Raw genomic sequence first — 13,224 nt, 5'->3', positions numbered from 1 at the left:
GCGCGCATGACGCTGACGACGCAAGCCGCCGAACCGGTCGGCGGCGAGGCCGCCGAGCCGGCCCGCAGCCCGCGCCGGGTCGGGCTGCCGCCCATGACGGCCAAGCTTGCCGCCGGGCTGGTCATCGGGGCGGCCATCGTGCTGTTCGGACTGGCCGGTCCGTTGCTGGTGCAGGATCCGTCCGAGGTACGCGACATCGGGCTCGCCGGACCCAGCGGCATGCACTGGCTCGGCACCACGCAGACCGGTCAGGACGTGCTGGCTCAGCTCGCGTACGCCACCCGGGGCTCGCTGACCGTCGGCGTCATCGTCGGTGTCCTGACTTTGGTGCTGTCGGCCTTCTTCGGTGTCGTCGGCGCCTACGCCGGCGGCTGGCTGGACGAGCTGTTCTCCCTGTTCACCAACATCATGCTGGTCATACCGGGCCTGCCGCTGGTGATCGTGATCTCCAGCTACGTGCCGGACAAGAGCCTGGTGCTGGTGGCCCTGGTGTTGTCGATCACCGGGTGGGCCGGCTCGGCCCGGGTTTTGCGCGGCTACACGCTGAGTCTGCGCAGCCGCGACTACGTGCTGGCCGCCCGGGTGGCGGGAGAGAAGCGCTGGCGCATCCTGTCGGTCGAGATCCTGCCCAACCTGATCCCGTTGCTGGCCTCGCAGGTGGTGTTCGCGGTCATCTTCGCCATTCTCGGTGAGGCCGGGCTGTCCTACCTGGGCCTCGGCGCGAGCGGCTCCTTCACCTGGGGGACGATGCTCTACTACGCCCAGAACGGCCTCGCCCTGCGGCTGGGCGCGTGGTGGTGGTTCGTGCCGCCCGGGCTGATGCTGGCGCTGTTCGGCGCGGCACTGTCCCTGATCAACTTCTCCATCGACGAGATCATCAACCCTCGGCTGCGCAACCAGACCCGGTCCGAGCGCCGCGGCTGGCGGATGTCGCGCCAGCAACTGCGCACCGCCAAGGAGGCCACCCTGTGAAGCCGAGTGAGCCGGTCCTGACGGTGGCGGACTTCAGCGTCGATTATCTGGTCGCGCCGGTCGTGCACGCCGTGCGCAATGTGTCTTTCGTCCTGCACCGCGGAGAGGTGCTGGGCCTGGCCGGGGAGAGCGGCTGCGGCAAGAGCACCCTGGCCTACGGCATCGTGCGTCTGCTCAAGCCGCCGGCCGTGATCTCCTCGGGCCGGGCGGTGCTGCACTCCCGCGAGGGCGGCGACGTCGACTGGAACCAGCTCGACGCCGAGGAACTGCGAGCTATCCGCTGGGATTCGATCTCCATGGTCTTCCAGGGCGCGATGAACTCTTTGAATCCGGTGATCTCGGTGCGCGACCAGTTCGAGGACATCTTCACCACCCACCGGCCGGAGATGGGGCGCCGGGAACGCCGGCGGCGCTGTGCGGAACTGCTGGAACGGGTCGGGGTGGATCCGGCGAGGCTGGGGGCGTACGCGCACGAGCTGTCCGGTGGCATGCGCCAGCGCGTCATGATCGCCATGGCGATGGCCCTCGAACCGCAAGTCATGATCATGGATGAACCCACCACCGCCCTGGACGTGGTGATCCAGCGTGAGATCCTCCGCGAGATCACCCGCCTGCGGGACGAGCTCGGCTTCGCGGTCATCTTCATCACCCACGACCTGCCGCTGCTGCTGGAGATCAGCGACCGGATCGCGGTGATGCGCGACGGCGAGATCGTGGAGATCGGCGACGCCGTCGGGCTCTACACCGACCCGCAGCACGAGTACACCGAGCAACTGCTGGCGTCCTTCCCCAGCCTCACCGGCGATCGTGGCTCGTTCGTGCGCGGCGGCATCGACGAACGCCTGCTCGCCCTGGACGCCGTCCGGGTCGACGGTGGTGACCGGTGAGCACCCTCGAGGTCCGCGGACTCGGCAAGGAATACCGTCTGCGCGAGGGCCTGCGGAGCAGCACTCTGCGTGCGGTCGACGACGTCAGCTTCACCCTGCGTCCGGGCCGGACGGTCGCGTTGGTCGGGCAGAGCGGCAGCGGCAAGTCCACCGTCGCCAAGCTGCTCATGCAGCTGGAGCGGCCCACCTCCGGGGAGATCCTGCTCGACGACCGGCCGGTGGCACGCCGCGGCGCCGGGCTGGCCGAGTACCGGCGGATGGTCCAGATGGTCTTCCAGGACCCCTTCGCGTCGCTCAACCCGTTCCACAGCATCGGCCACCACCTCGAACGTCCGTTGCGGCTGCACCATCGCGGGATGACCGGCGCCGAGGTCCACCGGCGGGTGGTGCACCTGCTCGAGCGGGTCCGGCTGCACCCGGCCGAGCTGGTCGCCCGACGCCGCCCGCACGAGCTGTCCGGCGGGCAGCGGCAACGCGTCGCCATTGCCCGCGCACTGGCTCCGGAACCGGGCATCCTGGTCGCCGACGAACCGGTGTCGATGCTCGACGTGTCGATCCGGCTGGGCGTGCTGAACCTGCTCGCCACCCTGCAGCGCGAGGAGGACCTGGGCGTTCTCTACATCACCCACGACCTGGCGACCGCCCGGCACTTCTCCGACGAGATCCTGGTGATGTACCAGGGCCGCATCGTCGAACGGGGCCCGGCCGACGACGTCATCCTCCGTCCGCGGCATGAGTACACCAAGACACTCGCCGACGCGGCACCCAACCCCGAGCGGCGGCTGCGGCAGGCCCGGTCCTGACCCGGCTGACGCCGATTCAGCCCCGCAGCTGCGACTGCAGCACCAGCGCCGCTGCTCCGGTGGCCGATGCGGCGCCCGCCGCCAGCGACACGGTGACCGACACCGAGCGGTGCCACGTACGCGCGTCGGCGACGGCGATGCGCTGCCGGATGGCTGGGCCGTAGATGAACGAGGCCGCCGCGAAACCGGGACCGGTCAGGACCAGCAGGTCGATGTCGAGCAGGTTGACCACCGACTCCGCCGCGGCGGCGACGTAGCGGGCCGAGCTGCTGAGCACGGCATGGCACCCCGGAGCCTCCGCCCGGGCGGCGCGGGCCACCGCCGCGAACTCGCTCGTGACGCTGCGCCGGGGCGAATCGGGCGTCAGCCCGGCCTCAGCCGCGGCGACCGGGTCGGCGCGGACCGCGTCGATGACGGCCCGGGGCCCGGCCAGCACTTCAAGGCAGCCCTGGCTGCCGCACCAGCACGGTGGCCCGTCCACCTGCAGGCAGAGGTGCCCGAACTCGCCGGCGTTGGCCTGCCGGCCACGCACGGCGGAGCCGTCGATCATCAGGCCGGCACCGATGCCGCTGCCCATGTACAGCGCGGCGAAGGCCCGGCTGGCCCGGACCCGGGCGACCCAGTACTCACCCACGGCCGCCGCGGTGGCGTCGTTCTCCACCAGGACCGGCCAGCCGGTCGCCTCGGACAGCCGCCGGCCCAGGTCATCGCTGCGCCAACCGCGCAGGTGCGGCGGGGCGTCCTCCGGGCGTACCCCGCTGCTCGGGCCCGGCCAGACGACGCCGATGCCCAGGCAGCGGGCGCGGTTCACCCCCGAGCCGTCGAGCAGGACGTCGATGTCTTCGGTCAGGTGGCTGACGACGGCGTCGGGGTCAGCGGTGGCCGGCGCCGGCCGGGCCAGACGCGACACCACGCCGCCGGTTTGGCCGGTCAGCACGTAGGTGGTGACGTCCTCGTCCAGGTGGATGCCGACCGACAGCCGCGCGGTGGGGTCGAGGCGCAGCAGCGTGCGCGGTTTCCCAGCGGTGGGGGTGCGGCCGGTCTCCACGAGCAATCCCTCGTCGAGCAGGCGCCGGACGGCCATGGACACAGCCGCCTCGGTGAGCCCGGTCATCGCGGCCAGTTCCACCCGGCTCAGCGACTCCGCCGCGCGGATGGCGTCGAGGATGCTCTCGCGGGCCGCCGGCCGGCGGCTGCGGCCGGCGGAGGTGCGGCCGTCGTCGGTCACTGCGCCACCGCTCACCGCCGTGTCACCGTCTTCCCCCTAGGTCCTCGTACCGTCGGCCGCTCAGGACCCGTCCGTGGCCCGCACCAGCAGGACCCGGTCGGGATACAGCACCGGCAACCGCAGACCGGAGGTGCCCAGCACGCCCCCCGGCAGGTGCACCCCCTGTTGCGTGCACCACGGTAGCCCAGCACCCCAGGCGGCCGCGTTGCCGTCGGGTACCTCGCCGGGAGGCTGCGGCCGGACGTGATAGACGCGCTCCGGCCTCAGCCCGGGCAAGGGGACCTGGCCCGGGGGATAGCCGGCGCTGGTCGACCGGGAGATGATCGCGTACAGCGCGTCGGTGCCGTCGGCCGCGACCACGCCGGTGAGCTCGTACGCAGGGTCGACGAGATCGCCGTGCACCAGCGTGCCGGTGTGCAGCAGCCCGCGTACGGTTTTGTAGAAGGCCACCCACCGGGCCAGGCGGGCCCGCTCGCCGGGGTCCGCCGTGGTCAGGTCCCACTCGATCCCGAGGTGTCCCCAGATCGCGCTGCCGGCGCGCATGTCGAGCGACTGCCGGCGCCGGGTGGTGTGTGACTCGGCCGCGCCGATGTGCGAGCCGATCAGTTCCAAGGGGATGAGCAGGCTGGTCCAGCGTTGGATGGCCACCCGCTCGTGCGCGTCGATGCAGTCCGAGGCCCACACCCGGTCGGTGTGCCGCAGGATCTCCAGGTCCACCCGGCCCCCGCCGGAGGAACACGATTCCACCTCCACGCCGGGATGCCGCTCGCGCAGCTCGTCCAACAGCCGGTAGAGGGCCCGGGTCTGGTCGTGCACCCCGGCGCGGCCGGTCGCCGGATGTCCCGCCTCCACGAGATCCCGGTTGTGATCCCACTTCAGATACCGGATCGGATACTCGCGCAGCAATGCGTCGAGTCGACCCAGCACGTGCGCGAACGCGTCCGGATTGGCCAGGTCGAGGAGCTGCTGGGAGCGGGCCGGCGGTGGCATCCGGTCGCCCGTACCCATGATCCAGTCCGGATGGGCCCGGGCCAGCTCCGAGTCCGGGCTGATCATCTCGGGTTCCACCCACAGCCCGAAGTCCATCCCGAGGCCCCGTACGACCTCGATGAGGGGACCGAGTCCCTGCGGCCAGACGTCGGCCGAGACCGTCCAGTCGCCCAGCGCCGACGTGTCGTCGCGGCGGCCGCCGAACCAGCCGTCGTCCAGGACGAACCGCTCGGCGCCGACCTCGGCGGCCGCCTGCGCCAGTCGGGTGAGCCGGCCGAGGTCGTGGTCGAAGTAGACGGCTTCCCAGGTGTTGACGACCACCGGGCGCGGGGTCCTGGGATGGCCCGGCCGGGAACGCAGGTAGCGGTGGAAGCGGCCGGACAAGTCGTCGAGGCCCTCGCCGTAGGAGGCGTACAGCCACGGCGAGGTGTAGCTGTCGCCGCCGGCCAGTCCCACCTCGCCGGGCAGCAGGAGCTCGCCGCCGCCCAGCGCGGAGTGCCCGTGGAACGTGCGCTCGGCGATCGTGCGGGTGCCGCCGGAGAACGCCGTGTGCAGAGCCCAGACCGGACCGTGCCGATTGGCGAAGCCGGCCGTCCCCGCGCAGAGCAGGTAGGCGCTGTCGTAGCCGGTGCGCCCGGTGCGGTTCTCACGCACCCGCAGCCCGTGCGTGAACGCGGTCCGCTGGGGCGAGCGCTCGCGCAGGTGGTGGCCGGTGAAGTCGAGCAGTTCCACCGCCTGCTCGGGAACCGGCAGGAAGAGGGTGAGGTGCTCCAGCCAGTACGTCGCCGCGCCGGTCGCGGTCAGGCTGGCCCGCGCCCGCAGGACTCCGCTGGCGTGCAACTCGATCTCCAGCGTCAGCAACAGGTCGGCGGCATCGTCGCGGGCATCGACGATCACCGCCTCCGTGGTGTCGGCGCCGGCGCCGCGTCGCTGGTGCCGCCTGTCCGTCACGACGAAAGCGGAGGACCAGGCGCGGCCCTGCCGGTGCCCGGCCAGACCCGGATGTCCGAGCCAACCGGCGGATTGTTCCGGTAGCACCGAGACCCGCACGGGCGTGTCGGCGGAGAACCCGATCGGCTGTGGTGCCGCCGCCACGGCGAGGCCGGCGAGCTGCTGTGGTGACAGCTCCCCGAGATCAGCCCCCCAGTGCACGATCGCCGGCAATGCTGGTCCGCGCAGGTCGAGCACCAGGCTCACGCCCCCCGCGCGGAGCTGGAGAATATCGATGGTCATACGTCTCCTTGAGGGCCGGAAGGGGAGTTGACGCGCTTCCTTCAGTAGCTTAAGAATGTAGCGGTCACGGCGTCACTGAACCCACGGGGAGCAGTCGTTCATGATCAGAGAGAACCTGCACGAGAACTGGACCGTGCACGCTGTCGACGGTGCGCGCCTGACCCTGGGTAGCGTGGCGATCGCCGCCACCGTGCCGGGCACCGTCCATGTCGACCTGCTCGCCGCCGGCCTCATCCCCGACCCGTACACCGGGACACACGAAGTCCAGCTCGCCTGGATGCACCGCGTGGCGTGGCAGTACGACACCACGTTCAGAGTCGCGCCGCCGGCCGCCGAGGAACGCGTCGACCTGGTCTTCGACGGTCTCGACACGGTCGCCACCATCGTGCTGAACGGCGTGGAGCTCGGCCGGACGGCCAACATGCACCGCGGATACCGCTTCGACGCGCGCCGGCTGCTGTCCGACGGGGACGCCGCCCTGTCCGTGCGCCTCGATCCCGCCCTCGCCTATGCCGAAGCGGTGCGTGACAGCATCGGCGAACGCCCGCACACCAACCAGCACCCGTACAACATGGTCCGCAAGATGGCGTGCAGCTTCGGCTGGGACTGGGGTCCCGACCTGCAGACAGCGGGCATCTGGCGACCGGTGCGGCTGGAGCGCTGGCGGGTCGCCCGGCTCGCCGCGGTGCGACCGTTGGCCACATTGGACCCCGACGGCCGGACCGGGCGTCTGACCGTCCACGTCGACGTCGAGCGCAGCGGCCTCGCCCCCGCAGCGGACCTCACGGCCCGCGTCACCGTGGCCGGCGTGACCGCCGAGCTCATCCTGCCCGCCGGTGTGCAGGCCGGCGTGGTGGAGGTGGAGCTTCCCGACGCGCCGGTCTGGTGGCCCGTCGGTCACGGCGAGCAACCGCTGACCACCGCCACGGTGGAACTGCTCGACCACGCGGGCACCACGCTGGACACGTTCGCACGCCGGGTCGGCTTCCGCTCGGTACGCCTGGACGAGACTCCCGACGAGACGGGGCGAAGATTCACCCTCGTCGTCAACGAAAAGGCGATCTTCGTCAGGGGCCTCAACTGGATTCCCGAGGATCACCTGCTGACCAGGTTGACCCGCGACGACTACGCCACCGCTGTCGACCGCGCCATCGACGCGCATGCCAACCTGCTGCGCGTCTGGGGCGGCGGCATCTACGAGGCCGACGACTTCTACGACCTGTGCGCCGAGCGCGGTGTGCTGGTGTGGCAGGACTTCGCGCTCGCGTGCGCGGCGTACGCCGAGGAGGAGCCGATCCGCTCGGAGATCCTTGCCGAGGCCCGGGAGAACATCGTTCGGCTGAGTCCGTACCCGTCGCTCGTGCTGTGGAACGGCGGCAATGAGAACATCTGGGGTCACGAGGACTGGCGCTGGAAGGAACAGCTAGGCGACCTGAGCTGGGGAGCGCGGTACTACTACAAGGATTTCCCCATGCTGCTCGCCGAGCTCGACCCGACCCGGGCCTACCATCCCGGCAGCCCCTCCAGCCCGGGCTTCGACCCCGAAATGATCCATCCCAACGACGATCGGTACGGCACCCGGCACGAGTGGGAAGCCTGGAACCGGGAGGATTACACCTGGCACGACCGGTCCACCCCACGCTTCTGCTCCGAGTTCGGCTGGCAGGCACCACCGGCCTGGGCGACCCTCAGCGAGGCGCTCGACGAGCGGGACCTGCGGGCGGACTCCGCGGCGTTCCTGCTGCACCAGAAAGCGGAGGACGGCACCGGCAAGCTCAACCGCGGGCTTGCGCACCACCTGACGGTGCCGAGCGACTTCACCGACTGGCACTGGGCGACCCAGCTCAACCAGGCTCGGGCCACGACGTACGCGGTGGCGCACCTGCGCTCGCACATGCCGCGCACCATGGGGTGCATCCTGTGGCAGCTGAACGACTGCTGGCCGGTGACGTCCTGGTCGGTGGTCGACGGCTCCGGGCGGCGCAAGCCTGCCTGGTACGCCCTGCGCCGCGCCTACGGAGCACGCCTACTCACCTGGCAGGTACGCAACGGCGAGCTGGTGCTCGTGGTGATCAACGACTCCGACGACGCCTGGCAGGCGCCGGCGCTGGTGCGACGGGCCACCTTCGACGGCACCGTGCTGGCCACGGCTCCGGCTGTCATCCGGGCCGAACCGCGGTCGGTGCAGATCGTCGCGCTCGCCGCCGAGGTGCGGACCGTCGAGGATGCCACCCGGGAGGTCCTGGTGGCCGACGCCGACGGCCTTCGCGCCACCCGGCTTTTCGCCGAGGACTTCGACCTCGCCTACGACCCGGCGCCCGTGTCGGTGCGTTCCTCGCCGGAACGCGGGGGATACTCGGTAACCGTGACCGCCTCTTCCTTCGCCCGCGATGTCGCTCTGCTGGCCGACCGGCTGGCAGGCGACGCCGAGGTTGACGACATGCTCATCGACCTGCTGCCCGGGGAGAGCCACACATTCCGGGTCCGCACGGGAGCCTCGCTCACCCCGGATACCCTCACCGTCGCGCCGGTGCTGCGCTGCGCCAACGACCTGGCCGTCACGGCCAGAACCCGGTGAGCCCGCAGCATCCCGGCCGGCCGGACGGCCCCGGCCTGATCGGTCTCGTTCTGCCCGGGGGAGCTCCTCGAGTCGGCGTCGAGCCGTTCTTCACGGAGCTCATCGCCGGCATGGAGCAGGCGCTCACCCCCACGGGGGCCAGCGTGCTCCTGCTCATAGCCCCCGACCTGAACAGTGAGCTGGCCACCTACCGCCGATGGGCCGCCGATGGCACAGTGCAGGCTGTCGTGGTGGTCAACGTGGTACGCGACGACACCCGCCCGGGGGAGCTGGCCGCCCTGGGCCTGCCGGCCGTGCTGGCCGGGAGCTACCCGGGACCCGTGCCCCTGACCCGGGTGCTGACCGACGACGCCGGGGCGATGACCGCCGCCATGGAGCTGTTGCACTCCTTGGGACACCGTGTGGTCGGCCGGGTGAGCGGTCCTGCGGAACTGGTGCACACCGCCGAACGCACCGCCGCGATGCACGCGACCGGCGAGCGGCTGGGCATCGAGGTGCGCATCGTCGAGGCCGACTACTCCGCCGAGGCGGGCGTACGCGGTGTACACCGGCTGCTGGCCGCGGATCGGCCGGCCACCGCGGTGATCTTCGACAACGACGTGATGGCGGTCGCCGCCGAGGAGGACCTGATCCATTCCGGCGTCTCCGTTCCCGAACAGGTCAGCCTGCTCGGGTACGACGACTCGCCGCTGTGCGAACTGGCGGCGCCGCCCCTGTCAGTGCTCAGCATCGATGTCCACGAGCACGGTGTGCTGCTGGGGCAGGTCGTGCTCGAAGTGCTCGCGGGTGCGCCGCACCGCGACCACGCCGGTCCGGAGTTCCGGATCCTGCGCCGGGGGAGTACCGGCCGCGCCCCGGTCGCGCTGCCGGCGGCCTAAGGCGTGTTTCGTAAGTCGCACTGAGGTCTGAAGGTCGCGGCGTGGCGGTGATCGACAACAAGCCCTGCGCGGCTACCCCACTCAGATACTGTCGCGCTGTTGAGGCGCGAGGCGGCGGGAGAGCCGGTCGGTGATGTTTCCGGTCGCACCGACGGCGCCGCTCAACATCTCCCGGAGGACTGTGTCCAGTGGCGTCGACTTCACGCCGAGGATCGCCTCGGTCCGGCTGGAGTCGATGACATGCGGGTTCTCGTTGCTGTACATCATTTCCATGAGTTCGCCGAACAGCGGTTGCTGTCGGGCCAGCGTGGCGAGCTCGTCGCGGTCGATGCGGTGCAGCTTGGGTGTGGGCGCTTCGGCCAGTTCGGCGAGCCGCTCGCTCAGTGCCCGCACGGAAAGTGACGAGGTGGCCGGCACGTGCCAGGGCTGGCCCCACGCGGCGTCGTTGCGACTCGCGGCCACGAGTGTGCGGGCGATGTCTTCGGTGTAGTTCCAGCTGTGCGCTACGTCGAGGTCACCCGGCCAGGACGCCACCTCGCCGGCCAGGAGGGGGCCGAGCACGAATGCGCCGTAGGGACCCACAGGGCCGGCGCCGAGGAAACCTGTGGCCCGCACTTCGGTGACCCGCGCGCGGCCCGCTTCGTGAGCGGCCAGGGCGTCGAGCCACATCTGCGCTCGGACACGGCCTTTGACCGTGGTGGCGGTCATCGGCAGGTCCTCGGTCATCGGCCCGTCGACATGACCGTAGCCATAGGTGTTGCCCAGCATCACGTAGGCCGCTCCGGTCCGCTCGACCGCGGTCAGCAGCGCCGCGGACATCGGTGGCACGTCGACAGCCCAGCGGTCGTACGCGGGAATGGCGCAGTTGACCAGCACGCTTGCGCCCTCGGTGAGCTCGGTGAGCCGGTCGGCATCGGTGATGTCGGCGGCCACGGTCTCCACCAGCGGGTGGTCTGCGCCGCGGCCGCTGCGGGTGATCTGGCGGACGCGTTCGCCGCTCTCGGCGAACTGGCGGGCGGTGGGCAGGCCGGCTGCGCCGGCTCCGGTGACAACGACGAATGACATGTCTCAACCCTGCCGAGCCGCAGCGCTGTACAGTAGTGGCCCGAGTGCCATACATCCGGAGGTTCCGGCCATGCACCGCATCGTCGTCATCGCCGTTCCACCGGTCAACACCTTCGATCTGTCCATCCCTGAGCTGATCTTCCGCGGGGTGGAGATCGATGGGCGGCCTGCGTACGACGTTCGGGTGTGCACGGCTGAGCCGGGGATCCTGCCGTCCGACGGCGCTTTCGACCTGTTCGTCCGGCACGGACTTGAGGCGGTCGACGAGGCCGACACGGTGATGGTGACCGGCGGGATGGCCCGCGACGACGTCCCGCCGGCCGTCCTGGAGGTGTTGCGCACCGCGGCCGCGGCCGGCCGGCGGGTAGCGTCGATCTGCACCGGTGCCTTCGTCCTGGCGGCCGCCGGTCTGCTGGAGGGCCGACGCGCCACGACGTACTGGGTGAAGTCCGACGTGTTCCGTCAGCGCTACCCTGCCGTGACGCTCGAACCGGACGTGCTGTTCGTCGAGGACGGCCCGGTGCTCACCTCGGCCGGGCTGGCGGCCGGCATCGACCTCTGCCTGCACATGGTTCGCTCCGACCACGGGGCTGCGGCGGCCAACGCGGTGGCCCGGCTGGCCGTGGTGGCACCGGTACGCCCGGGCGGTCAGGCGCAGTTCATCGAGACCCCACTGCCCGCCGAGACCGGCGTCTCCCTCGCCGCGACCCGAGCCTGGGCGTTGCAGCGCCTTGACGAGCCGCTCACGCTGACCGACCTGGCCCGGCACGCCAACAACAGCGTACGGACGCTGACTCGCCGATTCCGCACCGAAACCGGCCTCAGCCCGCTGCAATGGTTGCTGCATCAGCGCATCAACCGGGCGCGCGAACTTCTGGAGTCCACCAACCTGCCGATGGACCTCGTCGCCACCCGCAGCGGACTGGGCAGTTCCGACTCGATGCGCCAGCACCTGACGCGGCGGGTCGGGCTGACACCGATAGCGTACCGGCGAACTTTCACCCGTCTGCCGGAACACCGGTAGCCATCGCCGTCGCCGAGGAAGGTGGAAGCCCGACTCCTATCGGTCAGTTCGAGGGGCGCGCCAACTCGCCGAGGGCGTCGAGACACCGGGGATATCACCTCAGTACTCGACGCTGCTTCTCGCCGGACATCAGATGCCGGAGCGCCATCCACGTCCCCCGTACGTTTCTCGAGATGCCGCGGTGGCGACGCGAAGGCGCACCTTGGCTGGCCGCGCTGCCGGAGCTGATCCGAGCGCGGTGTGCGAGCTGGCGGCTGCCTGACCATGCCGGGCCCCGACGTGGCGGATCAGATCGCGGCGCTCACCTTCTGGGCCGGCCGGGGCACCGTACGCCTGATCCGGGCCGATGCCGGCGCCGGCGTCATGCTGCTCGAGCGGCTCGGTCACCCGCTGGCGACGCTGCCCGTCGACGAAGCGATGCCGTTGCTGGGTCGGATGATGCGTCGCCTCGCCGTGTCGGCGCCGCCGGACGTGCCGTGCACCGCAGCCGTGGTGCGTGACCGGACAGACACCCTGGACGCCGAGTGGCGCGATCTCGGCCGGCCCTTCGACGTTGCTTTTCTCCGCGCGGCGCTGGCTGCCGGATTGCGGCTGTCCCACACCGACTCGACGCTCGCGGTGAACGGGGACATGCACTCCGGCCAGGTGCTGCGGGCAGAGCGGGAGCCGTGGCTGACCGTCGATCCGGTGCTGATGCGCGGCGACATCGGCTTCGATCTGGCGCGCGTGCTCTGGGCCCGGCTCGACGAGATGCCGACCGCGGCGGCGATCCGTGGACACCTCGTCGCCGTCGTGCGGGCCGCCGGGATCGACAGCGGGCAGGGCCGGGACTGGGTGCTCTGGCGAAGCGTCGACTACTGGCTCTGGGGGCTACGCAACGGCCTGACCGAGGATCCACTGCGGTGCCGGTGACTCATGACCGTCTTCACGGCATGAGCCCCAGGTTCGCGGACGCGCCGGCACCGCGATGCCGGCGCGCCCGCGGTCGGCTCAGATCGGCGGTACGTTCACCCAGAACCGGGTGTCGTCGGTGCGATAACGGGAATTGGAATTGATCTGGTCCCGAATCCAGTAGATCGCGTTGCGGTAGTTGGCGATGTCCTGAGTGTTCGGATTCCGCAGTCCGGTCTCACCGTTACGGTGCCCGGCGAACCAGGTGTATTCGCCCCACTTGTTCTGCGCCGCGTGACGGATCTGGATGTCCCAGCTGAGATTGCTGTTGAGTGCCGCACCGGCGTTGTACTCATTGGCTCCGTACCCGCTGTACTGCGACACGGACTGACGGATCATGTGCCAGTTCTGCTTGAAGATCCCGAAGTTGGCAGCGTCGCCGGACTTGCCGTCTCCGTAGGTGTAGTCCGTGGTCATCCGCTCGGTCTCGAGCATGGCGATCGCGAGATCGAGGACCGTTCCACCGTTGTTGAGCACTGCTTGCTTGCGGCTGCCCAGGCCGCTGACCGAGTAGGAGCCCCGGTCCGCGGCCTGGGCCGGGGCGGGCGCTGTCAGCAGAGCTGCGGTCAGCGCGAGGGCGATCGCCAAGAGGCGTCTCATCGCATTTCCTTTCGC

11 protein-coding genes are annotated in these 13,224 nt (G+C 70.6%); 7 read left to right on the top strand and 4 right to left on the bottom strand.

Annotated elements, in window-relative coordinates; genetic code table 11:
* The first annotated feature begins 6 nt into the window (after nt 1-6).
* The 3 genes from ACZ6S4_RS01525 to ACZ6S4_RS01515 are packed head-to-tail and all read left to right on the top strand — an operon-like array spanning nt 7 to nt 2,662.
* Nucleotides 7-972 (top strand): ABC transporter permease, encoded by a 966-nt coding sequence (locus ACZ6S4_RS01525; protein WP_465472990.1) that lies wholly within the window; start codon nt 7-9, stop codon nt 970-972.
* Nucleotides 969-1,859, top strand: a complete 891-nt coding sequence (locus ACZ6S4_RS01520) for an ABC transporter ATP-binding protein (protein WP_465472989.1) — start codon at nt 969-971, stop codon at nt 1,857-1,859. Before ACZ6S4_RS01525 ends, ACZ6S4_RS01520 begins: the two co-directional genes overlap by 4 nt.
* Complete coding sequence (locus tag ACZ6S4_RS01515; RefSeq protein ID WP_465472988.1) at nt 1,856-2,662, top strand: ABC transporter ATP-binding protein; 807 nt, start codon at nt 1,856-1,858, stop codon at nt 2,660-2,662. Before ACZ6S4_RS01520 ends, ACZ6S4_RS01515 begins: the two co-directional genes overlap by 4 nt.
* A gap of 16 nt (nt 2,663-2,678) precedes the next feature.
* Here the strand turns inward: ACZ6S4_RS01515 and ACZ6S4_RS01510 are convergent, their stop codons facing one another.
* Both ACZ6S4_RS01510 and ACZ6S4_RS01505 read right to left on the bottom strand, forming a co-directional pair.
* Nucleotides 2,679-3,890 (bottom strand): ROK family transcriptional regulator, encoded by a 1,212-nt coding sequence (locus tag ACZ6S4_RS01510; RefSeq protein WP_465472987.1) that lies wholly within the window; start codon nt 3,888-3,890, stop codon nt 2,679-2,681.
* A 60-nt stretch (nt 3,891-3,950) separates the two neighbouring features.
* A complete protein-coding gene (locus tag ACZ6S4_RS01505; protein ID WP_465472986.1) occupies nt 3,951-6,113 on the bottom strand; it encodes an alpha-galactosidase in 2,163 nt (720 codons plus the stop codon).
* Between the two features lie 100 nt (nt 6,114-6,213).
* Here ACZ6S4_RS01505 and ACZ6S4_RS01500 point away from each other — a divergent pair, with 100 nt between their 5' ends.
* Nucleotides 6,214-8,691, top strand: a complete 2,478-nt coding sequence (locus tag ACZ6S4_RS01500; RefSeq protein WP_465472985.1) for a glycoside hydrolase family 2 protein — start codon at nt 6,214-6,216, stop codon at nt 8,689-8,691.
* Nucleotides 8,688-9,569 carry a LacI family DNA-binding transcriptional regulator gene (locus ACZ6S4_RS01495; RefSeq protein ID WP_465472984.1) on the top strand — a complete coding sequence of 294 codons (882 nt, stop codon included), beginning with the start codon at nt 8,688-8,690 and terminating at the stop codon, nt 9,567-9,569. Before ACZ6S4_RS01500 ends, ACZ6S4_RS01495 begins: the two co-directional genes overlap by 4 nt.
* Nucleotides 9,570-9,650: 81 nt before the next feature.
* Here the strand turns inward: ACZ6S4_RS01495 and ACZ6S4_RS01490 are convergent, their stop codons facing one another.
* Nucleotides 9,651-10,634 carry an NAD-dependent epimerase/dehydratase family protein gene (locus ACZ6S4_RS01490; RefSeq protein WP_465472983.1) on the bottom strand — a complete coding sequence of 328 codons (984 nt, stop codon included), beginning with the start codon at nt 10,632-10,634 and terminating at the stop codon, nt 9,651-9,653.
* On the opposite strand from ACZ6S4_RS01490, the gene ACZ6S4_RS01485 reads away from it, so the two are divergent.
* On the top strand, nt 10,633-11,658 hold the full coding sequence (locus ACZ6S4_RS01485) for a GlxA family transcriptional regulator (RefSeq protein ID WP_465472982.1): 1,026 nt from the start codon (nt 10,633-10,635) through the stop codon (nt 11,656-11,658). The two genes, ACZ6S4_RS01490 and ACZ6S4_RS01485, sit on opposite strands and share 2 nt — an antisense overlap.
* 264 nt (nt 11,659-11,922) lie before the next feature.
* Nucleotides 11,923-12,570, top strand: a complete 648-nt coding sequence (locus ACZ6S4_RS01480; RefSeq protein ID WP_465472981.1) for an aminoglycoside phosphotransferase family protein — start codon at nt 11,923-11,925, stop codon at nt 12,568-12,570.
* A gap of 78 nt (nt 12,571-12,648) precedes the next feature.
* Here ACZ6S4_RS01480 and ACZ6S4_RS01475 read toward each other — a convergent pair whose 3' ends face one another.
* Nucleotides 12,649-13,209 (bottom strand): lysozyme family protein, encoded by a 561-nt coding sequence (locus ACZ6S4_RS01475; protein ID WP_465472980.1) that lies wholly within the window; start codon nt 13,207-13,209, stop codon nt 12,649-12,651.
* Nucleotides 13,210-13,224 lie beyond the last annotated feature (15 nt).

It is taken from the genome of Actinoplanes sp. NPDC051405 (assembly GCF_055586185.1).
This window is presented reverse-complemented; position numbering and strand designations above follow the sequence as displayed.